This is a genomic window from Streptomyces sp. NPDC098781, from assembly GCF_044759995.1.
Classification (GTDB): Bacteria; Actinomycetota; Actinomycetes; order Streptomycetales; family Streptomycetaceae; genus Streptomyces.
Genome location: NZ_JBIWAK010000003.1, coordinates 990,668 through 1,013,873 on the forward strand (window position 1 = coordinate 990,668; position 23,206 = coordinate 1,013,873).

The 23,206-nt window shown below is 70.9% G+C and carries 23 protein-coding genes; 10 read left to right on the forward strand and 13 right to left on the reverse strand.

Annotation, left to right across the window (positions count from 1 at the left end; translation table 11 throughout):
- Positions 1-90 precede the first annotated feature (90 nt).
- The 5 genes from ACIQWG_RS16170 to ACIQWG_RS16190 are packed head-to-tail and all read right to left on the reverse strand — an operon-like array spanning position 91 to position 4,287.
- Entirely contained in the window at positions 91-1,041 is a 951-nt protein-coding gene (locus ACIQWG_RS16170) for a VOC family protein (protein ID WP_404095498.1), read from the reverse strand.
- On the reverse strand, positions 1,038-2,141 hold the full coding sequence (locus ACIQWG_RS16175) for a 4-oxalomesaconate tautomerase (RefSeq protein WP_404095501.1): 1,104 nt from the start codon (positions 2,139-2,141) through the stop codon (positions 1,038-1,040). The genes ACIQWG_RS16170 and ACIQWG_RS16175 overlap by 4 nt, the downstream gene beginning before the upstream one ends.
- Positions 2,138-2,842 carry a 4-carboxy-4-hydroxy-2-oxoadipate aldolase/oxaloacetate decarboxylase gene (locus tag ACIQWG_RS16180; protein WP_404095503.1) on the reverse strand — a complete coding sequence of 235 codons (705 nt, stop codon included), beginning with the start codon at positions 2,840-2,842 and terminating at the stop codon, positions 2,138-2,140. The genes ACIQWG_RS16175 and ACIQWG_RS16180 overlap by 4 nt, the downstream gene beginning before the upstream one ends.
- Positions 2,839-3,588 (reverse strand): PIG-L deacetylase family protein, encoded by a 750-nt coding sequence (locus ACIQWG_RS16185; protein WP_404095506.1) that lies wholly within the window; start codon positions 3,586-3,588, stop codon positions 2,839-2,841. Before ACIQWG_RS16185 ends, ACIQWG_RS16180 begins: the two co-directional genes overlap by 4 nt.
- A 48-nt stretch (positions 3,589-3,636) precedes the next feature.
- Positions 3,637-4,287 (reverse strand): GntR family transcriptional regulator, encoded by a 651-nt coding sequence (locus ACIQWG_RS16190; RefSeq protein ID WP_404095508.1) that lies wholly within the window; start codon positions 4,285-4,287, stop codon positions 3,637-3,639.
- A 165-nt stretch (positions 4,288-4,452) separates the two neighbouring features.
- On the opposite strand from ACIQWG_RS16190, the gene ACIQWG_RS16195 reads away from it, so the two are divergent.
- Positions 4,453-4,797 carry a cupin domain-containing protein gene (locus tag ACIQWG_RS16195; RefSeq protein WP_404095510.1) on the forward strand — a complete coding sequence of 115 codons (345 nt, stop codon included), beginning with the start codon at positions 4,453-4,455 and terminating at the stop codon, positions 4,795-4,797.
- Positions 4,798-4,816: 19 nt separating this feature from the next.
- On the opposite strand, the gene ACIQWG_RS16200 is transcribed toward ACIQWG_RS16195, so the two are convergent.
- Positions 4,817-5,836: a LacI family DNA-binding transcriptional regulator gene (locus ACIQWG_RS16200; protein ID WP_404095512.1), complete on the reverse strand. Its 1,020-nt coding sequence runs from the start codon at positions 5,834-5,836 to the stop codon at positions 4,817-4,819.
- A 153-nt stretch (positions 5,837-5,989) separates the two neighbouring features.
- Between ACIQWG_RS16200 and ACIQWG_RS16205 the strand changes: the two genes are divergently transcribed.
- A complete protein-coding gene (locus ACIQWG_RS16205; RefSeq protein WP_404095513.1) occupies positions 5,990-7,150 on the forward strand; it encodes a Gfo/Idh/MocA family protein in 1,161 nt (386 codons plus the stop codon).
- Between the two features lie 147 nt (positions 7,151-7,297).
- Here ACIQWG_RS16205 and ACIQWG_RS16210 read toward each other — a convergent pair whose 3' ends face one another.
- Together ACIQWG_RS16210 and ACIQWG_RS16215 are read right to left on the reverse strand one after the other, a co-directional pair.
- Positions 7,298-7,909: a TMEM175 family protein gene (locus ACIQWG_RS16210; protein WP_404095515.1), complete on the reverse strand. Its 612-nt coding sequence runs from the start codon at positions 7,907-7,909 to the stop codon at positions 7,298-7,300.
- A gap of 66 nt (positions 7,910-7,975) precedes the next feature.
- Positions 7,976-9,004, reverse strand: a complete 1,029-nt coding sequence (locus tag ACIQWG_RS16215; protein WP_404095516.1) for a LacI family DNA-binding transcriptional regulator — start codon at positions 9,002-9,004, stop codon at positions 7,976-7,978.
- Positions 9,005-9,110: 106 nt separating this feature from the next.
- On the opposite strand from ACIQWG_RS16215, the gene ACIQWG_RS16220 reads away from it, so the two are divergent.
- From ACIQWG_RS16220 to ACIQWG_RS16235, 4 genes are read left to right on the forward strand one after another with little or no spacing between them, the layout of a single operon-like run.
- On the forward strand, positions 9,111-10,277 hold the full coding sequence (locus ACIQWG_RS16220) for a phytanoyl-CoA dioxygenase family protein (protein ID WP_404095518.1): 1,167 nt from the start codon (positions 9,111-9,113) through the stop codon (positions 10,275-10,277).
- A gap of 36 nt (positions 10,278-10,313) precedes the next feature.
- Positions 10,314-11,090: an SDR family oxidoreductase gene (locus ACIQWG_RS16225; protein WP_404095520.1), complete on the forward strand. Its 777-nt coding sequence runs from the start codon at positions 10,314-10,316 to the stop codon at positions 11,088-11,090.
- 46 nt (positions 11,091-11,136) lie between these two features.
- On the forward strand, positions 11,137-12,141 hold the full coding sequence (locus ACIQWG_RS16230; RefSeq protein WP_404095523.1) for a Gfo/Idh/MocA family oxidoreductase: 1,005 nt from the start codon (positions 11,137-11,139) through the stop codon (positions 12,139-12,141).
- Positions 12,138-13,160: a Gfo/Idh/MocA family protein gene (locus ACIQWG_RS16235; protein ID WP_404095526.1), complete on the forward strand. Its 1,023-nt coding sequence runs from the start codon at positions 12,138-12,140 to the stop codon at positions 13,158-13,160. The genes ACIQWG_RS16230 and ACIQWG_RS16235 overlap by 4 nt, the downstream gene beginning before the upstream one ends.
- 53 nt (positions 13,161-13,213) lie before the next feature.
- On the opposite strand, the gene ACIQWG_RS16240 is transcribed toward ACIQWG_RS16235, so the two are convergent.
- From ACIQWG_RS16240 to ACIQWG_RS16260, 5 genes are read right to left on the reverse strand one after another with little or no spacing between them, the layout of a single operon-like run.
- Positions 13,214-14,236, reverse strand: a complete 1,023-nt coding sequence (locus ACIQWG_RS16240) for a Gfo/Idh/MocA family protein (RefSeq protein WP_404095528.1) — start codon at positions 14,234-14,236, stop codon at positions 13,214-13,216.
- A 36-nt stretch (positions 14,237-14,272) separates the two neighbouring features.
- Positions 14,273-15,175, reverse strand: coding sequence for a sugar phosphate isomerase/epimerase family protein (locus ACIQWG_RS16245; RefSeq protein WP_404095530.1), 903 nt, complete (start codon positions 15,173-15,175; stop codon positions 14,273-14,275).
- 1 nt (position 15,176) lies between these two features.
- Positions 15,177-16,085 carry an ATP-binding cassette domain-containing protein gene (locus ACIQWG_RS16250; protein WP_404095533.1) on the reverse strand — a complete coding sequence of 303 codons (909 nt, stop codon included), beginning with the start codon at positions 16,083-16,085 and terminating at the stop codon, positions 15,177-15,179.
- Positions 16,086-16,090: 5 nt separating this feature from the next.
- Entirely contained in the window at positions 16,091-17,170 is a 1,080-nt protein-coding gene (locus tag ACIQWG_RS16255) for an ABC transporter permease (RefSeq protein WP_404095536.1), read from the reverse strand.
- Positions 17,170-18,186 (reverse strand): sugar ABC transporter substrate-binding protein, encoded by a 1,017-nt coding sequence (locus ACIQWG_RS16260; RefSeq protein WP_404095539.1) that lies wholly within the window; start codon positions 18,184-18,186, stop codon positions 17,170-17,172. The genes ACIQWG_RS16255 and ACIQWG_RS16260 overlap by 1 nt, the downstream gene beginning before the upstream one ends.
- Positions 18,187-18,485: 299 nt before the next feature.
- On the opposite strand from ACIQWG_RS16260, the gene iolC reads away from it, so the two are divergent.
- The 4 genes from iolC to iolD are packed head-to-tail and all read left to right on the forward strand — an operon-like array spanning position 18,486 to position 23,185.
- Positions 18,486-19,445, forward strand: coding sequence for a 5-dehydro-2-deoxygluconokinase (gene iolC / locus ACIQWG_RS16265; protein WP_404095542.1), 960 nt, complete (start codon positions 18,486-18,488; stop codon positions 19,443-19,445).
- A gap of 34 nt (positions 19,446-19,479) precedes the next feature.
- Positions 19,480-20,358: a deoxyribose-phosphate aldolase gene (locus tag ACIQWG_RS16270; protein WP_404095544.1), complete on the forward strand. Its 879-nt coding sequence runs from the start codon at positions 19,480-19,482 to the stop codon at positions 20,356-20,358.
- A 26-nt stretch (positions 20,359-20,384) separates the two neighbouring features.
- A complete protein-coding gene (gene iolB / locus ACIQWG_RS16275; RefSeq protein WP_404095546.1) occupies positions 20,385-21,296 on the forward strand; it encodes a 5-deoxy-glucuronate isomerase in 912 nt (303 codons plus the stop codon).
- A gap of 8 nt (positions 21,297-21,304) precedes the next feature.
- A complete protein-coding gene (gene iolD, locus ACIQWG_RS16280) occupies positions 21,305-23,185 on the forward strand; it encodes a 3D-(3,5/4)-trihydroxycyclohexane-1,2-dione acylhydrolase (decyclizing) (protein WP_404095549.1) in 1,881 nt (626 codons plus the stop codon).
- Positions 23,186-23,206: the final 21 nt, after the last annotated feature.

Below are 23,206 nucleotides of genomic sequence, written 5' to 3' on the forward strand. Positions count from 1 at the left end.
AAGGAGCGGACCCTGGAGAGTCAACACTTTTGTCAACAATCTCAGCGACAATCCAAGGTGCGGACAGAAGCTCCTGGTGCGCAGGCCGTCTCAGTCGATCGGCGGGGTCCCGTGGGTGTGGAAGGACTCGATCGTCTTCAGGCCCCAGGCCTGGCCCTTGGCCCGCTCGGCCTCGGTCCAGGTGATCAGCGGCCAGTCGGGAGCCAGTACCAGTCGCGTGAGCGGGTTGCACAGCTCGATGCGGTTGCCGCCGGGCTCGTAGACGTACAGGAAGAACGTCTGCTGGATGGCGTGCTTGTGCGGGCCCGTCTCGATGAACACGCCGGTGTCGATGGCGAGATCGGCGGCGCGCAGGATGTCCTCACGGGTGTCGGCCGCGAAGGCGATGTGGTGCAGCCGGCCGGTGGATCCGGTCCAGTCCGAGGTGTAGACGACGTCGTACGACTTGTTCGTGAAGGTCAGCCAACGCGCCCCGATCTTCCCGGAGTCGAGCTGGATCTGCTCGGTGGCCCGGGCGCCGAGCAGCTGTTCCTGGAACTCGGCGTTGGCGAGCACGTCGGCGGCGAGGAAGTTGACGTGGTCCAGTCGCCGTACGCCGACCCCGCGGTTGGGCTTGGCCTGTGGCTGGTTCTTCAGTGCCGGCCGCAGCGCGTCGGGGGCCCGGTAGTGCTCGCTCTCCCAGTACAGGGCGTGTTCGTGCCCGTCCGGGTCGGTGGTGACGTACAGCCGACCGATGCCGGGTTCGTCCTCGACCCAGGTGCCGGTGCCGCCGGCCGCCTCGATGGCCTCGATACGGCGGTGCAGGGCCTCCTCGCTGGAGGTGCGCAGGGCGAGGCGGCCGAGGCCGGGGCGGTCCCGCGCGGTGAGGACCAGGCTGTGGTGCTCGTAGTCGTCGAAGGTCCGCAGATAGACGGTGTCGCCCTGCGTCCCGTTGACGGTGAGTCCCAGATAGTCGGTGAAGAACGCGACGCTGGCGTCCAGGTCCGGGGTGAACAGCTGGGCGTGGCCGATGTGGGCGATGTCGCCGAGCGGCGGGGTCATCGGGGACCTCCGGGGGTGGGTGCGGTCGGTGGGGCCGTCTCGGCGGACCTGGGGAAGACGGTGCCGTCGAAGATCTTGCGGGCGGTGCGGACGACGGCCGTTCGGCGTGCGGTGGGCAGGCCGGCGCTGTCGGTGCCGAGGCTGCTCTCGATGTCCAGGAAGCCCGTGGGGTGCTCGATGCGGATACGGTCGCCCGCTGCCGGGAGCCGTACGATGTCCGCCCCGACGCTGCCCTCGGTCCTGAGGCCGGCGGCGACGCTCGCGGCGCCGAGCACGCCGATCGAGGTGTGGCAGCGGACCGGGATGAAGGTGCGGGTGGTGATCGCGCCACCCTGGCGAGGCGGGGCGAGGAGGCTGACCTTGGGGACGGTCGTGTCCGACACATCGCCGAGGCCCATCAACTCGCCTGCCGCCAGTCGGAGTTGCCGGAGCCGTTCGGCCAGCCCGGGGTCCTCCTCCAGGTCCTCGGGTGACTCGTAGCCGGTGACCTTGAGCTCGGTGGCCCGCACGAGCACGGTCGGCATGCCGTTGTCCACGCAGGTCACGGGGATGCCGTCGATCGTGTCGACGACGTTGCCGGTGGGCAGCAACTTCCCGGCGCCCGGCGGGAACTCGATCACCACGGGGGCAGCCGTGCCCGGCACACCGGAGATCTCGGCGTCCCCCGTGTACGCCACCCGGCCGGCCGGGGTGGGGAAGGTCGCGGTGGCGAGGTCGCCGGAGTTGACCATCCGGATCCGTACGGAGGTCTCCGCCTCCCCCGCCGGCACCAGCCCGCGCTCCACGGCGAACGGGCCGATCCCGGCGAGGATGTTGCCGCAGTTCTGACGGCTGCTCACTTCCGCTCGGTCGACGGCGACTTGGAGGAAGAGGTAGTCGACGTCCGCCCGTGGATCGGCCGACGGGGACACCACGGCCACCTTGCTGGTGAGGGGGTGCCCGCCGCCCAGGCCGTCGATCTGGCGCTCGTCCGGACTGCCCATGACGCGCAGCAGCAGATCATCGCGGGCCGTGGGGTCGTCGGGGAGGTCCCTGGCCAGGAAGTAGGCACCCTTGGAGGTGCCGCCGCGCATCAGCAGGCAGGGCACCTCCTCGCTCACGGCCGTACTCCTTCGTGCTCCTCGTACGTGCGGTACACCACGCCGAGATCCCTCAGCTTCTCCCGCAACCCGTAGCGGTCCAGGCCGAGTTGGCCGTCGAGGAACGCGGCGCGGGTGGCGGCCTCCTTGGCCTCGCGGGCCTCGGAGCGCTCGACCGTCTCGCGGGCGCGCTCACGAGGGACGACCACGACTCCGTCGTCGTCGGCCAGGATCACGTCGCCGGGGCGGATCACCTGGCCGTCGATGGCGATCGGCACATTGACCGAACCGCCGGTGGCCTTGACCGTGCCCTGCGAGGACACCGCCCGGGACCAGGCGGCGAAGCCCATGTCCCGCAGCTCCTGGGTGTCGCGGATGCCCGTGTTGATCACGACACCGCGTACGCCGCGCTGCTGGAGGGCGGTCGCGAACAGCTCTCCGAACAGGCCGTCCGTGCAGGGCGAGGTGGTGGTGACGACCAGCAGGTCCCCCTCGCCGCACTGCTCGACGGCCGCGTGGATCATGAGGTTGTCGCCGGGCCAGCTCAGTACGGTGACCGCCGTGCCGGCCACCCGTACGCCCTGCTGGACGGGACGGATTCCCGGGCCCAGCAGGCCGGTTCGGCCCATCGCCTCGCTCACCGTCGCCACGCCGAAGCCGGCCAGCGCGTCGACGTCCTTCAGCTCCGCCTTGGGCGGGTCGGTGACGATCACGCCGCTCATGCCAGCTCCTTCGCGATCTGCGGGTAGGGGCGCATGTACGCCTCGGCCATGGTCTTGTGGGCGAGGCCCAGGTTGGGTCCGGCGTTGCGCTTGAGCTGGACACCGCGGCGGACGGCGAGGTCGGTGTAGTAGTCCCACAGGTGCTGCTGGGCGCCGAGGCACTCCATGGCTTTGCGCTTGGTGTCCCAGACCTCGGTGATGTCGAGGAGGACCTCGGGCCGGAAGCCGCTCATCTCGGGCTGGTGCGGCTCGAAGTAGAAGACCGGCGGGGCGCCGATGATGTCGCCGTCACCGGGGTAGCCGATTGCCTGCGCGAGGATGCGGGCCTCGACGGCCATCCGGTTGGCGGCCGGGTGGTCGCCGTTGTAGGGATCCTCGGTGGGATGAGTGAGCACGACGTCGGGCTGGGTCTCCCGGTAGACGTCGACCAGTCGGTCCGTCAGCTCCGGCGTGGCGAGCAACGGGTAGTCGCCCGCGTCGAAGAAGCGGACCTCGGCGCCGAGGGTCGCGGCGGCGCGCTCGGCCTCGTCGCGCCGGATCGCCTTGATCTCGTCCAGGTTCCGCCCCTCGCGCCACGCCTTGGCGGACTCGCCGCGCTCGCCGAAGGTCAGACAGGCGATGGTGACCTTCTCGCCGCGCGCGGCGGCCAGGGCTATGGCACCGCCCGCACGCCACACGAAGTCCCCGGCGTGCGCGGTGATGACGAGTGTGGAACGTGGGCCGGCGGGCGCGTTGGCCTGAGTCATTCTCTGATCTCCTTGGTGACAGGTGGGCGCCCGCCCCGCGCGTCGCGATCAGTCGCGCAGTGCCTCGATCACGCTGGTGAGGTGGGCGCGGACGGCCGCCTCGGCCGCCTGCGGGTCCCTGGCCCGGATCGCCTCGATCATGGCCAGGTGCTCGTTCAGGGAGTGCTGGGGACGACCGGGCCTGAGCGCCAACTGGAAGCGATGGCGCACCAGTTGTGCGTTGAGCCGCTCCAGCAGCTCCACGGCCGTCTGCTGGCCGGAGAACTCCCGGATTCTGGCGTGCAGTTCCTGGTTCAGCTCGGAGTACGTCATCGGTTCGCCGTCGGCCACGGCCTTGGTCATCGCCTCGCCGAGGTCGGCGAGGTGGGTGAGCTGCGCGTCGCTGGCGGCGACGGCTGCCTTGGCCGCGCAGAGTCCTTCCAGGACCATGCGGCACTCGGTGATGGCGACCGCTTCCTCCACGGTCACCACCCGCACCCGTGAGCCACGGTTGCGGATCCGCTCGACCAGTCCCTGGGCCTCCAGATCGATGAGTGCCGCGCGGATGCTGGCCCGTGTCACACCGAACTGCTCGGCGAGTTCGTTCTCCACCAGCCGCTGGGCCGGTGCCATCTCGCCGTGCAGGATCGCCTGCCGCAGCTGCGCGAGCGCATGCTGTTTGGCCTGCTCTCCAGTGCTCGGACCAGCTTCTTTCGGCATGTGCCCTCCCTGAGTGAGTGCCTGTCGAACGTAAATCTAGCCAAACAGAATTGTCAACAATTTTGTCCGCCGTATTGCGTGCCGGACGGAGTGTCCGCCCGCACCTGCCGAAACCCCACAGTCTGTCCACCGCCCTCCCCGGCGCGCCGCCGCTAGGGTCGCCGCATGACGCACAGCTTCGTACTCCACATTCCCGACGCCGAGCTCGAACCCGAGCCCCTCGACCCCGAGCAGATCGTCTCCGGGACACCGGAGGTGACCGGGAAGGTGGTGTGGGAGTCCGCGGACGGGCGTCAGGTGCGGGGCATCTGGCAGATCACGCCCGGCGTGGTCACCGACACGGAGGCCGACGAGCTGTTCGTCGTGATCAGCGGGTCGGCCACCATCGAGTTCGCGGGCGGGCCGACGCTGCGGGTGGGGCCCGGCGACATGGCCGTACTGCGCGAGGGCGACCGTACGACCTGGACGGTGCACGAGACGCTGCGCAAGGCGTACGCGATCAACCTCTGAGCGATCAGCCTCCGCGCGGTCAGCCTCTGCGCGGTCCACCGGCGGGCGGGGCCGCCGTCGAGCCCCGGATCTCCAGCGTCGGCGGGGCGAGTTGGACCTCGCCGGCTCCCCCGCCGCCTTCGAACCGGTCGAGCAGGCAGCGGGCCGCGCGCCGGCCGACCTCGTGGCTGGCGTTGTCGACGGTGGTGAGCCAGACGTGGCGCAGCCGGGCGATGCTCGTGTTGTCGTAGCCGACGACGGAGACGTCACGCGGCACCCGTAGTCCCGACTCCTCGGCCGCCGACAGCGCGCCGATCGCGGCGATGTCGTTCACGGCGAAGACCGCCGTCGGCCGGTCCGCGCGGCTCAGCAGCCGGACCGTGGTGCGGTAACCGCCCTCCTCGGTCATGTCGCTGGGCTCGACCACCGCCCCCTCCGCGAGGCCGTGCGCCCGCATCGTCGCCTCGAAGCCGCGCCGCCGCAGCTCGCCCACCGCGCCGTACCCGGCGATGTGCGCGATGCGCCGGTGGCCGAGGCCGATGAGGTGCTCGGTGACCAGGCGGGCGCCCCGCTCGTCGTCGTTGGCGACGACCTGCACGCCGGGCAGGCTCGGCTCGCGTGCGCCGGCGACCACGACCGGGAGCCGTTCGGCCACCGGCCCGAGGGCGGCCGGGTCGGGCAGCGTGCCGACCACGACCAGGCCGTCGACCCTGAGGTCCAGGAAGGGGCCGGCGGGGTCCTGGCCGGTACGGCGGTTGAGGCGGGCGTCGGCCAGGAGCATGTGCAGGCCGTTGTCGTGCAGGAGGGAGTTCAGGCCCTCCAGCATGTCGACGTACCAGGGGTTGCGCAGGTCGTTCAGGAGGACGCCGACCGTGCGAGTGCGCTGCTCGCTGAGGCTGCGCGCGGCGGCGTTCGGGCGGTAGCCGAGTTCACGTACGGCCCGCAGGACGGCTTCCCGCTTCTCGGGGCGCACCTGCTCGGAGCCGCGCAGCACGAGCGAGACCAGCGACTTGGAGACGCCGGCCCGTTCGGCAACGTCACGGATCGTCGGCGGTCTCATGGATATGGACCGTTCCACAGGCACCTCACCTTGTCAAAGCGTCGGGGTGAGGGTTGACAGCGGTAGTGGGCCCCGCCCATGGTGGCCTGGACAGGAAATGGACCGGTCCAAGGACGGTCCAAGGACACCTCAGATTCAGGACGAGGGGCTGCAATGGTGGACACGCTCGGCGTCGCCGTCGTCGGATTCGGCTGGATGGGGCGGGTGCACACCCAGGCGTACGCCCGTCTCCCGCACCACTACCCGCAACTGCCCCTGCGCCCGCACCTGGTGACCGTCGCCGAGGAGGTGCCGGGCCGGGCCGAGGAGGCCGCCGCGCGGTTCGGGTTCGCCTCGACGACCCGGGACTGGCGCGAGGTGGCCGCGGACCCGCGCGTCCAGGCCGTCAGCATCACCGCTCCGAACTTCCTGCACCGGGAGATCGGCGTCGCGATGGCCGAGGCCGGCAAGCACATCTGGATCGAGAAGCCGGTGGGCCTGACCGCCGAGGACGCCCGCGCGGTCGCCGACGCGGCGGGCAAGGCGGGCGTACGCAGCGCGGTGGGCTTCAACTACCGCAACGCGCCCGCCGTCGAGGCCGCGCGCGAGCTCATCGCCTCGGGCGAGATCGGGACCGTCACACACGTCCGCATCCGCCTCTTCAGCGATTACGCGGCCCATCCGCAGGGTGCCCTGACCTGGCGCTACGAGCGTGAGCGCGGCGGCAGCGGAGTCCTCGGCGACCTGGCCTCGCACGGCGCCGACCTGGCCCGCTTCCTGCTCGGCGACATCGAGCGGCTGACCGCCGACACCGCGATCTTCGTGCCCGAGCGGGCCCGCCCCACCGGCGCCACCGCCGGGCACACCCTCGCCACCGGCGAGCTCGGCCCGGTCGAGAACGAGGACTACGTCAACTGCCTGCTGCGCTTCGCCTCCGGTGCCCGCGGGGTGCTGGAGGCCTGCCGGGTCTCGGTCGGCGAGCAGAACAACTACGGCTTCGAGGTGCACGGCGCCAAGGGCGCGCTCTTCTGGGACTTCCGCCGCATGGGCGAACTCGGCGTCAGCCAGGGCACCACCTACCAGGACCAGCCGGTCGGCACGGTGTACGTCGGCCCGCACGACGGCGAGTTCGGCGCCTTCCAGCCGGGCGCGGCGAACGCCATGGGCTACGACGACCTCAAGGTGATCGAGGCCTACCGCTTCCTGCGCTCGATCACCGACGACACGTCGTACGGGGCGACCCTCGACGATGCCGTGCACAGTGCCGCCGTACTCGACGCGATGGCGTGGTCGGCGGAGAGCGGCACATGGGTGGACGTGGCCGCCGGAGGGTGACGGGCCGGGTCAGCAGGCGTCGGTGGGCACTGCCATTGCCTGGGTGGGACGTGACCGCCGGAGGGTGACGGGCGGGGGCAGCGTGCGTCGGTGGGCACTGCCATTGCCCAGGTGGACGTCGCCGCCGGAGGGTGACAGCAGGTGGTGTCAGCCTGCGCGTTGGGCGCGGCGGCCGATGGTCACCTTGATCGGGGCCATGGCCAGCCAGAGCCATATGGCGGCCTGGCCGTAGGCCAGGGCGAGCGGGACGGCCGCGAGGAACACCACGACGGTCACCGCGAGGTCGAGCACGAAGAGTCCGAAGCCCTCCGGCGGCTCGGCCGCCTCGCGGAGCCAGGGGCGGCGGACCAGGACCAGGAGGACCGCGAGGTCGGCGGCGCCGAGGGCGGCGACCGTCGCGGAGTAGATGGCGACCGACTCGGGCTCCGTGCCGTACTCGGAGAGGAGCTTCGTGGGGAAGGGCAGCAGGGCCGCGACGCTCAGGCCCACGATGGTCAGCGTGATCACCTGTCCGTCGATCTGCCGGACGTAGCCGAAGATCCGGCGGTGTTCACGCCAGAAGGCGCCGAGCACCAGCACGCTGAGAGCATAGGCGGCGAGGTTCGGGATCAGTTCGCGCAGGGCGTCGTCGTACTGGTCCGAGCCCAGTTCCCGCGGCACGGAGAAGTCCAGGACCAGCAGCGTCATGGCGATGGCGAACACGCCGTCGGCGAGCGCCACCAGCCGCTCGGGCCCACCGTCCGGGATCGATTTCCACATGCTCACGACCGTAGGGAGCCGGGCCCCGGCGAGCGGGCGTACACGCCAGACGCGCGCCCTCGATCGTCACCCGATGGGTGTGGGCATGTTGTAGGGCGTCACCACCTGGATCGCCGACGGCGTCGTGGGCCCCGCGGGCGGCAGCGCGCCGTGGGCCCGCATCACGAGGTGGCAGGCCTCGCGCAGGTCCTGGCGCAGGTCGTGGTGGAGGACGGCGGAGAGGCGGTGTTCGCGCAGCAGGCGGGTGTTGTCGTGGTCGAGGTCGTGGGCGATGAACACGGCGCACACACGGCCCGCGTCCTCGAAGGCCCGCAGCGTGGCGATGTTGCCGCCGCCGATCGAGTAGACGGCGCGGATGTCCGCATCGCGTGCCAGCGCGGCCCGCACCAGGTCGTACTGCGTGGCGTCCAGCCCCTGCCCCTCCGCGATCTCGACCAGGGTGCGGTCGGGATGCAGGGCCCGCATGGCGCTGCGGAAGCCCATCTCGCGCTCCTCCTCGTTGCGGAAGAAGCCGCTGCTGAGGCTGGTGAGCGCATTGCCGGGGCGGTCGCCGAGCCACTGGCCCATGAGGTAGGCGGCGGTGGCGCCCGCCGCCCGGTTGTCGATGCCGACGTAGCCGAGGCGGGGGGTGGCGGGCAGGTCCGTCACCAGCGTCACCACCGGGATGCCGGCCTCCGCGAGCCGGGCGACCGCGGCGGTGACCTCGGGCACGTCGGGGGCCTTCAGGATCACGCCCTGCGAGCCGCGCCGGGCGATGCGGTCCAGCGTCCGGGTCAGCTCCGCCACCGGCCCGGTCTCGCGGAAGTGGAAGCGCGAGCGCACGACGGCCGGGTGCAGGGACGGCAGTTCGGCCTCCAGGGCGGCGCGCACGGCCGTGGTGAACCGTTCGGGCGCCTGCACCACCATGTCGATCATGAAGGTACGGCCCACCAGCCGGACCTGGGTGCGCTGTCGGTCCAGGTCGGCTATCGCCTGCTGGACCTCCCGCGCGGTGCTCTCCCGCACGCCGCCCCGGCCGTTCAGCACCCGGTCGACCGTCGCCTCGCTCAGGCCCGCCTGACGTGCGATCTCCCGGATCGGGAAGGGGTGACCCATGCGTCGGCTCCTGAGGGGTTTTTGATGGATGCCTGCTGGTTGTTCGACGGGATTGTCATGACAAGAATGGCACCGCTGAGTCGCCCCTGTCACCGAGAGGACACCGATGTCCTTCACCTCCGTACACCGCCGGGCCTGGCTGTCCGAGCGCGACTGCGACCTCGCGGAGTTCCGCCGACTGGTCGAGCGGACCACGGCCCTCGCGGACTACCCGTACGCCTCCGTCGTGGAGCGCGATGTCCTGGTCTACGACAGCTACCGGCTGCGCAAGGCCGACGACCCCCGTGCGGTGCGGGCCGAACTGGTCCGGGCCCTCGCCGACGGGCCGGGCATCGTGGTCCTCCAGGGCGCCTTCGCCGACCTGGACGTCGTCGACCGGCTGAGCGGTGTGTTCGACGCGCTGATCGCCGAGCAGCGTGCCGCGGGCGCCACCGCCGGTGACCACTTCGCCAAGCCGGGCGCCAACGACCGGGTGTGGAACGCGCTGGAGAAGGCGGCGCTCCACGACCCCGAGGCGTTCGCCGACTACTACGCCAACGACATCCTGGCCCTGGTCTCGGCCGCCTGGCTCGGTCCCGGCTACCAGGTGACCTCGCAGGTCAACGTGGTCAACCCGGGCGGTGCGGCACAGACGGTGCACCGCGACTACCACCTGGGGTTCCTCTCCAACGAGGTCGCGGCCGGCTACCCGGCCCATGTCCACGTCCTCTCCCCCGTGCTCACCCTCCAGGGTGCCGTCGCGCACTGCGACATGCCGGTGGAGTCCGGGCCGACCATGTATCTGCCGTACTCGCAGACGTACGAGCCCGGCTACCTCGCGTGGCGACTGCCTCAGTTCCAGGCGTACTTCGAGGCGCACCACGTCCAGCTCCCGCTCGCCAAGGGCGACGCGTGCTTCTTCAACCCGGCGTTGTTCCACGCGGCCGGCACCAACCGGTCGGCGGACATCCGGCGGATGGCGAACCTGCTCCAGGTGTCCTCCGCGTTCGGGCGGGCGATGGAGACGGTGGACCGGGAGGCGGTCGCGAACGCGGTCTACCCGGTGCTGCTCAAGCGCCTCGGCGCGGGCGTGGACGAGGCGTGGGCGGCCAATGTGATCGCCGCGAGCGCGGAGGGCTACCCCTTCCCGACCAACCTCGACAGCGACCCCCCGGTCGACGGTCTGGCCCCGCCGGCCCAGGCGGACGTCGTCCGGCGTGCGCTGGGCGAGGGGTGGACCCCCGAGGCGCTGCGGGACGAACTGCGGGCGGGCGCCGAGCGGCGTCAGAGCTGACCCGAGCCGAGCTGATCTGAAAGGACCCGGAGAGACATGGGACTTCTCGACGACAAGGTCGTCCTCGTCAACGGCGGCAGCCAGGGCGTCGGCGCGGCCGTCGCGCGCGCGGCCGTGCGCGAGGGGGCGGTCGTGGCCGTCACCGGGCGCCGCCCGGAACCGGGTGAGGCCCTGGTGACCGAGCTGGCCGCCGACGGGGGCAAGGCCATGTTCGTGCAGGCCGACCTGGCGGACGCCGAGCGGGCGAAGGCGTCCGTCGCCGAGGTCGTCGACGCGTACGGCCGTATCGACTGCCTGGTCAACTCGGCGGGGCTGACTTCCCGAGGAACGCTGCTGGACACCACGCCCGAGCTGTTCGACCAGCACATCGCCATCAACCTCAAGGCGCCGTTCTTCGCCATGCAGGCCGCCGTCTCGGACATGGTCGCGCGCAAGGCGCCCGGCACGATCGTCAACATCATCACGTCCTCGGCGCACGGCGGGCAGCCGTTCCTCGCCCCGTACGTCTCCGCCAAGGCCGGTCTGATCGGGCTGACCCGCAACGCCGCGCACGCCCACCGGTGGGACCGGGTCCGGATCAACGGCCTGAACATCGGCTGGACGGCGACGGAGGGCGAGGACGCCACGCAGAAGGCCTTCCACGGCGCCGCGGACGACTGGCGGGAGTCGGCTGCCGCCGGGCTCCCGATGGGCAAGCTGGGCCAGCCCGACGAGATCGCCGACTTCGTGGTGTTCCTGTTGTCGGAGCGGTCCGGAGTGGTCACCGGGTCGGTGATCGACTGGGACCAGAACGTACTCGGCGGACTCGACTGACTCTCCCCCTCTCCCCGTACCACCGCTTTCAAGGAGCCCCATCCCCATGCGCATCGGAATCCTCGGCCTCGGCCGTATCGGCGCCTTCCACGCCGAGACCCTCTCGGGACTCGACGCGGTCGACTCCCTCGTCGTCACCGACCCGTTCGCGGACGCCGCCAAGGCCGCCGCCGAGCGGTTCGGCGCCGAGGTCGTGGACTCGCCGGAGGCCCTGCTGTCCGCCGGCGTGGACGGCATCGTCGTCGCCGCCGCGACGGACGCCCACCCGGCGCTGATCCTGGCCGGTGTCGAGGCCGGTGTCCCCGTGTTCTGCGAGAAGCCCGTCGCGAAGACGATGGCCGAGGGCGTCCAGGTGCTCAAGGCCGTCCGGGACAGCGACGTGCCCATCCAGATCGGCTACAACCGGCGCTTCGACACCGGGTTCGTCAACGCCCGCGCCGCCGTGCGCGGCGGCGAGCTGGGCAAGCTGCACACCGTGCGCTCGACCACGCTGGACCCGGCGCCGCCGCCCGCCGCGTACATCGCCGCCTCCGGTGGCATCTTCCGGGACTGCTCGGTGCACGACTTCGACATCATCCGCTGGGTGACCGGCCGCGAGGTGACCGAGGTGTACGCCGTCGGCGGCAACCGGGGTGCCGACTTCATCAAGGAGGCGGGCGACGCCGACACCACCGGCGCGATCCTCACCCTGGACGACGGCACGATCGCGGTGGTCTCCAACTCCCGCCACAACGCCCGGGGTTACGACGTCCGCATGGAGATCCACGGATTCGACGACTCCATCGCCGTAGGTCTGGAGGACAAGCTGCCGCTGCGCTCCGTCGAGCCCGGCGTGACGTTCCCGGCGGGCACCCCGCACGACTTCTTCATGGACCGCTTCACCGAGGCCTATCGTGCCGAACTCACCGCGTTCACCGAGGTCGTGGCCGGCAGCCGGCCCTCGCCGTGCACGATCGAGGACGCCCTGGAGGCGGGCTGGATCGCCGACGCGTGCACCCTGTCGCTGCACGAGCACCGTCCGGTGACGATCGAGGAGGTTCGGCAGGGATGAACGACTCGGGCCGGGAACCGCTGCGCATCGGCGTGCTGGGCGCGGCACGCATCACCGAGCTCTCCCTCGTCGGCCCGGCCCGCACGACCGGCCACCGCCTCGTGGCGGTGGCCGCGCGCGACCGGTCCCGTGCGGCGGCGTTCGCCGACGAGCACGATGTGGAGCGGGTGGTGGACTCCTACGCCGACCTGCTCGCCGACCCGGAGGTCGAGGTCGTCTACAACCCGCTCGCCAACGGTCTGCACGGTCCGTGGAACCTCGCCGCGCTGGCGGCCGGCAAGCACGTCCTGACGGAGAAGCCGTCGGCGAGCAACGCCGACGAGGCGGCCGAGGTGCTGCACGCCACGGGCAAGGCCGGAACCGTCTTCATGGAGGCCTTCCACTACCTCTTCCACCCGGTCACCAGGCGCCTGCACGAGCTCCTCGAAAGCGGTGAACTGGGCGAACTCCAGCGCGTGGAGACGCTGGTCGCGATCCCCGCGCCCGGCGACCTCGATCCGCGCTGGTCGCTCCCTCTGGCGGGCGGCGCCGTGATGGACCTCGGCTGCTACGGCCTGCACGCGGTGCGGATGCTCGCGCCCTGGGCGGGCGGTGCGCCACGGCTGGTCTCGGCGCGTGGCTCAGAGCGCCCGGGCGCGCCGGGCGTCGACGAGTGGCTGGACGCCGAGCTGGCGTTCCCGGGCGGGGCGACCGCGTCGGCGCGCTGCCACATGGCGTACGGCGAGATGGAGATGAGCTGCCGGATCGTCGGCTCCCGGGGCGAGGCACTGGCGCCGAACTTCGTGCTGCCGCACCTGGACGACCGGGTGGTGGTGCGCACGGCGGACGGGGAGCGGACGGAGCGGCTGGGCACGCGCTCGTCGTACACGTACCAACTGGAGGCGCTCGCCGCGCACATACGCCGGGACGGTCCGCTCCCGCTGGACGCTCAGGACGCGCTGGCGACGATGTCGCTGATCGACGCGTCCTACCGGGCGGCGGGCTTCGAGCCGCGGCCGCGTACGGCGCTCGCCGGCTGAGAGCGGCGACCCGAACCGAGGGCCGGGGGGTTCCCCGGCCCTCCGCTCGTGGTTCAGACGTACAGCGCGGGCCGGTCCACCAGCTCCACCGGTACCCGGCCGCCGTCCTCCAGCGCCCGTACGGCCGCCTCGCACACCGCGGCCACGGCGTAGCCGTCCCAGACGCTCGGGCCGGTGACCTCGCCGCGCCGGGTCGCGTCCACCCAGGCCTGGACCTCACGGTCGTAGGCGTCGGCGAACCGCTCGATGTAGTCCTGGGCGATGATGCCGCCCCAGCGTCCGGCCGCGTTGGTGACCATGGCGTGACCGTCGCCGACGCGGGCGGTGCCGCGTTCGCAGACCACCTCGGCCTGGACCTGGTAGCCGAAGCCGCAGTTGACGAAGATCTCGACGTCGACGATCGCGCCGCCGTCGGTCTCGAAGACGACGAACTGCGGGTCCCGGATGCCGTCCGGCGCGTTCCCGGACGGCGTCGGGGCCAGCACGGTGACGGCCGTGATCTCGTGGCCGAGCAGCCAGCGGGTCACGTCCATCTCGTGCGTCACCGAGTCGTTGATGAGCATCTCGGACGTCCAGCCGGGCGGGCTGGCGACGTTGCGATGCCGGTTGTGGAGCATCAGCGGGCGGCCCAACTGCCCCGTCCCCAGAAGGGACTTGAGCTTCATGTACTCGGCGTCGTAGCGCCGCATGAAGCCCACCTGGACCCGGCGTCGGCCGAGCTTGTGCTCGGCCCGCAGCACACGCAGCGCGGACGCGGCGTCGGGGGTGAGGGGTTTCTCGCACAGCACCGGCAGATCGTGCTCGAAGGCCGCGAGGAGCGCCGCCTCGTGGGCGGGGCCCGGCGAGGCGACGATCACCGCGTCGACGTCGGCCGACGCCATCGCGGCGGCCGGGTCGGTGTGGGCGGTGCAGCCGTCGACACGGGCGGCGACCGATTTGGCGCGCTCCGCGTCGACGTCCACGACGGCGGTCACCCGTGCCCCGCTGGTGACCTCCTGGATGCGGCGCACATGGTCCGCACCCATCTTTCCGGTGCCGATGACGGCGACTCCGAGCGTGTGCGGACGCTGGGTCATGGTGATCGGCCGTCCTTTCGGGTCGTCAGGCGGTCCTCAGGCGCCGCAGGACCTCAGGAACTTGCGGGTACGGACCGCGATGGGCAGCGGCTTGTCCGGCTCGCAGGGGTACATGTCCTGCTCGACGATCGCGAACAGGTCCACGTTCAGCTTCTGCGCGGCCGTCAGGACCGGACCCAACTCCGGTACGCCCGCCGGGGGTTCGCACATCACACCGCGCTGGACGGCGGGGCCGAACGGGATCTCGTTCTTCACCACGTCCGCGAGGATCTCCGGGTCGACCTGCTTGAGGTGCAGATAGCCGATGCGCTCGCCGTAGGTCTCGATCAGCTTGACGCTGTCGCCGCCGCAGTAGGCGTAGTGACCGGTGTCCAGGCAGAGGTTGACCAGGTCGGCGTCGGTCGAGTCGAGGAAGCGCTCGACGTGGTCCTCGGTGTCGATGTGGGTGTCGGCGTGCGGGTGCACCACGATGTCGAGGCCGAACTGCTCCTTCACCTCGTGGCCGAGCCGCTCCATGCCCTTGGTGAGGTGGGCCCACTGCTCGGCGGTGAGCTCCGGCGGCTCCAGGATCTCGGCGGTCTTGTCGTCCCGCCAGAAGGACGGGATGACGACGAGGTGCTCGGCGCCCATGGCCTGGGTGAGCGAAGCGACCTCGCTGACGTGCTGCCAGGTGGACTCCCAGACGGACGGGCCGCGGTGCAGGCCGGTGAAGATCGTGCCCGCGGACACCTTGAGGTTCCGCCTGGTGATCTCGTCGGTCAGCCGGGCCGGGTCGGTCGGCAGATAGCCGTACGGGCCCAGTTCGATCCAGTCGTAGCCGGCCTCGGCGACCTCGTCGAGGAAGCGTTCCCAGGGCACCTGGACGGGGTCGTCGGGGAACCACACGCCCCAGGAGTCGGGGGCCGAGCCGACCCGGATGCGGTCCAGCGCAGGGGTCATGTCAGGACTTCCCTTCGGAGGAGGCCACGGGTGCGGTGAGGTCCGCCTCTTCGGGGAGTTCCTCGACGTCGACGCCGCGTACCTGGGACAACTCGTGCTTGAGTGCGGCCAGTTCGGTGCCGCCGGCCATGTGGTTGGTGAGTTCTTCGAGGCTCACGTCGTCACGGGAGGCGTTCAGTTCCATGGTGCCGAGGCGCAGGACGCTGAAGTGGTCGCCGACCATGTAGGCGTGGTGGGGGTTGTGGGTGATGAAGATGACGCCGAGGCCGCGGTCGCGGGCGGCGGCGATGTACTTCAGGACCACGCCGGACTGCTTGACGCCGAGGGCGGCGGTGGGTTCGTCCAGGATGAGGACGCGGGCGCCGAAGTACACGGCGCGGGCGATCGCCACACACTGGCGCTGACCACCGGACAGGGTGCCGATGGGCTGCTCCAGGTCGTCCAGGACGATACCCATGTTGCGCAGCTCTTCGTCGGCGGTCTTCTTCATCCTCTCGATGTCGAGACGGCGGACGGGCCAGGGGCCCTTCGTCATCTCCGAGCCGAGGAAGAAGTTCCGCCACACGGGCATCAGCGGGACGACCGCGAGGTCCTGGTAGACCGTGGCGATGCCCCTGTCCAGCGCCTCGCGCGGGGTGGTGAAGCGCACCGGTGCGTTGTCCACGAGGAACTCGCCCTCGGTGTGCTGGTGCAGCCCCGAGATGATCTTGATGAGGGTCGACTTGCCGGCGCCGTTGTCGCCGAGGACGCAGGTGACCTGGCTGGGGAAGACCTTCAGGTCGACGCCGTGCAGGGCGCGGATGTTGCCGTAGGACTTGCCCGCGCCGCGCAGTTCGACGATCGGGGCGTCCTGGTCGGGCGCCTCGTCCTGGAGGACGGCGCCGTGGGTGCCGGTTTCTTTGCTGGTCATTCGGGTCACCTCCGGGTCGCCGTGCGCTGGACCCACAGATTGATGAGGACGGCGCCGAGGAGCATCACGCCGAGGAAGGCCTTGAACCAGTCCGGGTTCCAGCCGGCGTAGACGATGCCCTGCTGGACCATGCCGAACATGAAGGCACCGAAGACCGGGCCGATCGCGGAGCCGGCGCCGCCGGTCAGCAGACAGCCACCGATCACCGCCGCCGCGATGTAGATGAGCTCCTGGCCCACGCCCTCGCCGGACTGCACGGTGTTGAACGAGAACAGCTGGTGCATGCCCACGAACCAGGCGCCGAAGCCGACCAGCATGAACAGCGAGATCTTGGTGAAGGTCACCGGCACACCGACGGCGCGGGCGCTGCCCTGGTTGCCGCCGACCGCGAAGATCCAGTTGCCGTACTTGGTACGCAACAGCACCCACGTGGCCAGCGCCGCGAAGACCAGCCACCACACCACGGTGATCTTGACCTGTACGCCGCCGACGTCGAAGGAGGAGGCGAAGATCGCCTTGGCCTGCTCGAAACCGTCCATGTCGCTGATGTCGTCGGTGGCGACGTTGCCGGTGATCAGCTTGGTCACCGCCAGGTTCACGCCCTGGAGGATCAGGAACGTGCCGAGGGTGACCAGGAAGCTCGGCAGCCCGGTCTTGACGAGCAGCCAGCCGTTGAACAGACCGACCGCGAGGGACACGATCAGGGCGACGATCACACCGACCCAGACGTTCATCGTCAGCTGGTAGCTGACCATGCTCGCGGTCAGGGCCGAGGTGATCACGGCGACACCGGCGGACAGGTCGAACTCGCCGCCGATCATCAGCAGCGCGACCGGGAGGGCCATGATCCCGATGGTCGAGGACTGGTACAGGATGTTCGCCATCGAGCTGCCGTCGCGCACGGCGGGTGCCGTGATGAGGAAGAAGATCAGCACCGCGACGGCACCGAGGAAGACGCCGACCTCGGGGCGGGCGAGCAGGCGCAGCGCCAGCGGCCGCTCCCGGGTCCGCCCGTCGGATTCCTTGCCGGGGCCGGAGGCCGGCGGTGTGGTCACCGCCGGCTCAGCCTGTCGGGTCATGCTCATCACCGAGTGCCCTTCGCGGCGAACGCGTCGATCTTCTCGACGTTCGTCTTGTCGACGAAGGCCGGACCGGTCAGCACCGGAGCCTCGCCACCGCCCATGTAGTTGCCGTTGTTCTTGTAGAGCCACAGGGAGTCGATCGCCAGGTAGCCCTGGAGGTAGGGCTGCTGGTCGACCGCGAACTCGATGTCGCCCTTGCTGATCGCTCCGGTCAGTTCCTTGTTCAGGTCGAAGGTCGCGACCTTCGCCTCGCTGCCGGCCTCGTCCACCGACTGCGCGGCCGTCAGCGCGAACGGGGCGCCGAGGGCGACGACGTAGTCGATGTCCTTGTCCGTCTTGAGCTTGGCGGTGATCGTGGACTTCACGGACGGCATGTCCGTGCCGTTGACGTTCAGGGTCTCGGTCGTGCCCTCGAACGTCTTCTTCACGCCGTCACAGCGCTGGGTGAGTCCGATGTTCCCCTGTTCCTGGATGACACAGACGGTCTTCTTGGCGCCGGCCTCGTTCAGGCGCTTGCCGAGCGCCTCGCCGGCCACCGTCTCGTCCTGGCCGAAGAACTCCATCAGGCCGAGGTTCTGCCATTCGCTGACTCCGGAGTTGAGACCGACGACCGGAATGTTCTTCGCCTTCGCCTTGCCGACGACGTCCTTCAGGGCGTCCGGCTTGGCGAGGGTGATCGCGATGCCGTCGACCTTCTGGTCGATCGCGTTCTGCACCAGGTTGGCCTGGTTGCCCGCGTTCGGGTCGGCGGAGTAGATCAGCTTGATGTTGTCCTTCGCGGCGGCCGCCTCGGCGCCCTTGCGAACGATGTCCCAGAAGGTGTCACCGGGCGACTGGTGCGTCACCAGTGCGACCGTCATCCGGGGGGTGTTGGCCTTGCCCGCGGAGGCGCCCTCCGCGCTCTCCTCGGCCTCCTTGCCGCCGGAGCTGCTGGAGCAGCCCGCGAGGGTCAGAGCGGCGGCTGCGGCGACGGCGACCACGGAGGTCAGCCTGCGGGAGCGGGAGTAAGAGCGGTCCATCTTTCCTGCACCTCACTGTGCTACGGGTGTGCGACGGGGGGAAAGGGTCGGGATGACTGGGATCCATGGCCCGGACCGGTGGAGATCCGGGTCGTGTGCCGTGGAACACGGCGTGTTCGCTGGGACGGGATCCAATCCCTAGATGCGCCCGCTGTCAATACTTTGTTAAGACATCATTTCACACTCAGGTCCGAATGTAAGTACAAACTATTGACAGCGTCGGCCTCCACGTCCTACACCTGGGAGGCGGCAGGCCCCTTGGGACCCGCAACCCCTGTACAGCTCTAGGAGCGTCGCGCATGGCCGAGTCAGCCGAATCCTTCGACTTGATCACGATGGGAAGAATAGGAGTCGACCTCTATCCCCTGGAGTCCGGCCTCCCCTTGGCGCAAGTGGAGACGTTCGGCAAGTTCCTCGGCGGCTCGGCCGCGAACGTCGCGGTCGCCGCCGCCCGGCTCGGCCGCACCACCGCCGTGATCACACGCACCGGCGACGACCCCTTCGGCGCCTACCTGCACGAAGCCCTGAAGGACTTCGGTGTCGACGACCGCTGGGTGACACCCGTCGCCGCGTATCCGACGCCGGTGACGTTCTGCGAGATCTTCCCGCCGGACGACTTCCCGCTGTATTTCTACCGGCAGCCTAAGGCGCCTGACCTGGAGATACATTCCGATGAACTGGATCACGGCGCGATCCGCTCGGCCCGCGTCTTCTGGATCACCGGCACCGGGCTGTGCGAGGAACCGAGCCGCTCCGCCACGCTGACCGCCCTGGAGGCGCGGGACAAGGCCGGCACCACGGTCTTCGACCTGGACTGGCGGCCGATGTTCTGGGCCGACCCGGACCAGGCCCGCCCGTACTACGCCGAGGCGCTGCGGCACGCCACGGTCGCGGTCGGCAACCTCGACGAGTGCGAGGTCGCCACCGGCGTCCGCGAACCGCGGGCGTGCGCCGAGGCGCTGCTGGCGGCCGGTGTGGAGCTGGCGGTGGTCAAGCAGGGCCCCAAGGGCGTGCTCGCGGTGCACCGCGACGGCACCGAGGCCGAGGTGCCGCCGGTGCCGGTCGAGGTGGCCAACGGTCTCGGCGCGGGCGACGCCTTCGGCGGCTCGCTGGTCCACGGGCTGCTGTCCGGCTGGGATCTGGCCGAAACCATGCGGTACGCCAACGCGGCCGGCGCCCTCGTCGCCTCCCGCCTCGCCTGTTCCTCCGCGATGCCCACCGGGTCCGAGGTCGAGGACCTCCTCGCGCGGGCGTCATGACGGCCGGCCACGCCACCCCTGAACGGAGCCTTTCTTGAGCATCAGCATTCCCGACCTCACCGCGATCAGAGCCCGGCACCCCGAGGCGATCGCGGAGGCCGCCGCCCGCCGGGTGCGCCGCCCGCTGATCGGCGACAGCGGCCGGCTGATGGTCGTGGCCGCCGACCACCCGGCCCGCGGCGCGCTCGGCGTGGGCGGCCGGCGCCTGGCCATGGCCGACCGGGCCGATCTGCTGGAACGTCTCTGCATCGCGCTGTCCCGGCCCGGCGTCGACGGGGTGCTGGCCACCGCCGACATCCTGGAGGACCTGCTGCTGCTCGGCGTGCTGGACGACAAGGTTGTCATGGGCTCCATGAACCGCGGGGGCCTGGCCGGCGCGGCCTTCGAGATGGACGACCGTTTCACCGGCCACCGCGCCGAGGACATCGCCCGGCTGCGCTTCGACGCGGGCAAGCTGCTGGTCCGCATCGACTACGACGACCCCGGTTCCCTGACCACCCTGGAGTCCACGGCACGGGCGATCGACGCCATGGCCGCCCTGCGGCTCCCCCTGTTCGTCGAGCCCTTCATATCCCGGCGGATCGACGGCAGGGTACGCAACGACCTGTCCGCCGAAGCCGTCACCAGGTCGATCGCGATCGCCTCCGGCCTCGGCGGCACCTCGGCCTACACCTGGCTGAAACTGCCCGTCACCGACGACCCCGACGACATGGCCGAGGTCCTGGCGACGTCCACGCTGCCCGTGGTCCTGCTGGGCGGCGAGGTCGGCGAGGACCAGGAAGGGGCGTACGAGCGCTGGCGCAAGGCGCTCGGACTGCCCACGGTTCAGGGCATGGTCGTAGGCCGCTCGCTGCTCTACCCGGCCGAGGGCAGCGTGGAGTCGGCGGTGGACACGGCCGTCGGCCTGTTGTGACACGCACTGTGACGCGGAGGAACACAATGACGTATCACCTTCCCGCGGGAAAGGCGCTCGGCGGCCCGTACGCCGTGGACGTCACGCCCGAGAAGGCCGGCTGGGGTCACTCCAGCCTGAAGGTCCTGGAGCTGCCGCCGGGCGGTTCGCACACCTTCGAAACCGGCGAGAGCGAGTGGATCGTGCTCCCGCTGAACGGCGGCTGCACGGTCGAGTCCGACGACGATTTCGGCCACGACCTCTTTCAACTCACCGGCCGTGACAGCGTTTTCAGCGCCGTCACCGACTTCGCCTACGTGCCGCGCGATGCCCGTACGACCGTCTCGTCCACCGGCGGCGGACGGTTCGCGCTGACCGGCGCGCGGTGCGCGCGGCGGCTGCCCGCCCGGTACGGACCGGCGTCGTCGGTGCCGGTGGAGCTGCGCGGCACCGGCAACAGCAGCCGTCAGGTGAACAACTTCGGCGCGGCCGCCCCCGCCGGAGGCGGTGATGGACAGGGTTTCGAGTGCGACAAGCTCATCGCGGTCGAGGTCATCACCCCCGGCGGCAACTGGTCGTCCTTCCCGCCGCACAAGCACGACGAGCACCGCCCCGGCGAGGAGTCGGTCCTCGAGGAGATCTACTACTTCGAGTTCGCCGACCACGACGGCACCCCCGGCCTCGGCTACCAGCGCGTCTCCCCGTCCGGCCACGGCCGGAACACCGACGTCCTGGCGGAGGTGCGCGGCGGCGACGTCGTACTGATCCCCGACGGCTGGCACGGGCCGTCCATGGCCGTGCCCGGCCACCACATGTACTACCTCAACGTGATGGCGGGTCCCGAGGCCGAGCGCGCCTGGCTGATCTGCGACCACCCCGACCACGCCTGGATCCGCGGCACCTGGCCGGACCAGCCCGTCGACCCCCGTCTGCCCCTCTACACCGCCCCGTCCGAGTGAGGCCCCCGATGAGCCAATCCACGAGCGTCCGCCTGACCGTCGCCCAGGCGCTGGTGCGGTTCCTGTCCGCCCAGTACACCGAGCGCGACGGCGTACGCCACCGGCTCGTCGCCGGCACCTGGGGCATCTTCGGCCACGGCAACGTGGCCGGCCTCGGCCAGGCCCTGCTCCAGGCGGGCGAGGACGTGATGCCCTACCACCAGGGCCGCAACGAGCAGTCCATGGTGCACGCGGCCGTCGGCCACGCCCGTCAGCTCAACCGGCTCTCCGCGCAGGCGGTGACGACCTCGATCGGCCCCGGCGCGACGAACCTCGTCACCGGCGCCGCGCTCGCCACCATCAACCGGCTGCCGGTCCTCCTCCTGCCCGGCGACTACTTCGCCTCGCACGCCCCCGACCCGCTGCTCCAGCAGCTGGAGCACCCGACCGAGGCGGACGTGTCGGTCAACGACACGCTGCGGCCCGTGTCGAGGTACTTCGACCGGATCACCCGCCCCGAGGCCCTGATCCCGTCCGCGCTGAACGCGATGCGCGTCCTCGCCGACCCGGCCGAGACCGGCGCGGTCACGCTGGCCCTCCCGCAGGACGTGCAGGCCGAGGCGTACGACTGGCCGCAGGAGTTCTTCACCGACCGCGTCTGGTACGTACGGCGTCCCGCGCCCGACCCGGTCGAGCTGGCGGCGGCCGTCGAGGCGATCCGGGCCGCCGAGCGCCCCCTGATCGTCGCGGGCGGGGGCGTCCACCACAGCGAGGCCGAGGCCGCGCTGAAGGCGTTCGTCGAGGCCACCGGCATCCCGGTCGCCTCCACCCAGGCCGGCAAGGGCTCGCTCCGCCACGACCACCCCGCCGACCTCGGCGGGATCGGCCACACCGGCACCGCGGTCAGCGACGACCTCGCCCGGACCGCGGACCTGGTGATCGGTGTGGGGACGCGGTACACCGACTTCACCACGGCGTCCGGCACGCTCTTCCAGCACCCGGACGTGCGCTTCCTGAACGTCAACATCACCGGCTTCGACGCGCACAAGCTGGCGGCGCGCACGCTGGTCTGCGATGCCAGGGCAGGTCTCGAAGGGCTGGCGCAGGCGCTGTCCGGCCATCGGGTCGACGCCGCGTACGAGGCCGAGTACCGCGCCGGCAAGGAGCGTTGGGACGCGGTCGTGGAGGCCGCCTACCGCGCCGACGACGCGACGGCCGTACCGACGCAGACGCAGGTGCTGGGCGCGCTGGACGCGGTCGTGGGCGACGACGACGTGGTGATCAACGCGGCCGGTTCGCTCCCGGGCGACCTGCACAAGCTGTGGCGGTCGCGCTCACCGCGCCAGTACCACCTGGAGTACGGCTACTCCTGCATGGGCTACGAGATCCCGGCGGCGATCGGCATCCAGCAGGCCGCCCCGGACGTGGCCGTGTGGTCGCTGGTGGGCGACGGCACTTACCTCATGATGCCCACGGAGATCGTGACGGCGGTCCAGGAGGGCCTGCCGGTCAACATCGTCCTCATCCAGAACCACGGGTACGCCTCCATCGGCGGGCTGTCGAAGGAGGTCGGCGGCGAGCGCTTCGGCACCGACTACCGCTACCGGGCCGCCGACGGCACCTTCAGCGGCGCCCCGCTCCCGGTCGACCTCGCTGCCAACGCCGCCAGCCTCGGCATGGACGTGCTGCGCGCCAAGACGGTGGGCGAGCTGCGCGAGGCGCTGGCCACGGCCCGTGCCTCCGACCGGCCGACCTGTGTGTACGTCGAGACCGACGTCACGAACCCGGCCTCGCCGGGCGCCGAGGCCTGGTGGGACGTGCCGGTCGCCGAGGTCGCCTCCCGCGAGTCCGCCGTCGAGGCCCGCGAACGCTACGACCAGCACGTCGCCGGACGCCGCCGTCACTACTGAACTTCCCCTTACGAAAGGCAC

Bases quoted from the DNA above. Each gene is read 5' to 3' on its own strand.
- ACIQWG_RS16170 (WP_404095498.1), bottom strand. From the start codon at position 1,041: ATGACCCCGCCGCTCGGCGACATCGCCCACATCGGCCACGCCCAGCTG.
- ACIQWG_RS16180 (WP_404095503.1), bottom strand. From the start codon at position 2,842: ATGAGCGGCGTGATCGTCACCGACCCGCCCAAGGCGGAGCTGAAGGAC.
- ACIQWG_RS16185 (WP_404095506.1), bottom strand. From the start codon at position 3,588: ATGACTCAGGCCAACGCGCCCGCCGGCCCACGTTCCACACTCGTCATC.
- ACIQWG_RS16190 (WP_404095508.1), bottom strand. From the start codon at position 4,287: ATGCCGAAAGAAGCTGGTCCGAGCACTGGAGAGCAGGCCAAACAGCAT.
- ACIQWG_RS16195 (WP_404095510.1), top strand. From the start codon at position 4,453: ATGACGCACAGCTTCGTACTCCACATTCCCGACGCCGAGCTCGAACCC.
- ACIQWG_RS16200 (WP_404095512.1), bottom strand. From the start codon at position 5,836: ATGAGACCGCCGACGATCCGTGACGTTGCCGAACGGGCCGGCGTCTCC.
- ACIQWG_RS16205 (WP_404095513.1), top strand. From the start codon at position 5,990: ATGGTGGACACGCTCGGCGTCGCCGTCGTCGGATTCGGCTGGATGGGG.
- ACIQWG_RS16210 (WP_404095515.1), bottom strand. From the start codon at position 7,909: ATGTGGAAATCGATCCCGGACGGTGGGCCCGAGCGGCTGGTGGCGCTC.
- ACIQWG_RS16215 (WP_404095516.1), bottom strand. From the start codon at position 9,004: ATGGGTCACCCCTTCCCGATCCGGGAGATCGCACGTCAGGCGGGCCTG.
- ACIQWG_RS16220 (WP_404095518.1), top strand. From the start codon at position 9,111: ATGTCCTTCACCTCCGTACACCGCCGGGCCTGGCTGTCCGAGCGCGAC.
- ACIQWG_RS16225 (WP_404095520.1), top strand. From the start codon at position 10,314: ATGGGACTTCTCGACGACAAGGTCGTCCTCGTCAACGGCGGCAGCCAG.
- ACIQWG_RS16230 (WP_404095523.1), top strand. From the start codon at position 11,137: ATGCGCATCGGAATCCTCGGCCTCGGCCGTATCGGCGCCTTCCACGCC.
- ACIQWG_RS16235 (WP_404095526.1), top strand. From the start codon at position 12,138: ATGAACGACTCGGGCCGGGAACCGCTGCGCATCGGCGTGCTGGGCGCG.
- ACIQWG_RS16240 (WP_404095528.1), bottom strand. From the start codon at position 14,236: ATGACCCAGCGTCCGCACACGCTCGGAGTCGCCGTCATCGGCACCGGA.
- ACIQWG_RS16245 (WP_404095530.1), bottom strand. From the start codon at position 15,175: ATGACCCCTGCGCTGGACCGCATCCGGGTCGGCTCGGCCCCCGACTCC.
- ACIQWG_RS16250 (WP_404095533.1), bottom strand. From the start codon at position 16,085: ATGACCAGCAAAGAAACCGGCACCCACGGCGCCGTCCTCCAGGACGAG.
- ACIQWG_RS16255 (WP_404095536.1), bottom strand. From the start codon at position 17,170: ATGAGCATGACCCGACAGGCTGAGCCGGCGGTGACCACACCGCCGGCC.
- ACIQWG_RS16260 (WP_404095539.1), bottom strand. From the start codon at position 18,186: ATGGACCGCTCTTACTCCCGCTCCCGCAGGCTGACCTCCGTGGTCGCC.
- iolC (WP_404095542.1), top strand. From the start codon at position 18,486: ATGGCCGAGTCAGCCGAATCCTTCGACTTGATCACGATGGGAAGAATA.
- iolB (WP_404095546.1), top strand. From the start codon at position 20,385: ATGACGTATCACCTTCCCGCGGGAAAGGCGCTCGGCGGCCCGTACGCC.
- iolD (WP_404095549.1), top strand. From the start codon at position 21,305: ATGAGCCAATCCACGAGCGTCCGCCTGACCGTCGCCCAGGCGCTGGTG.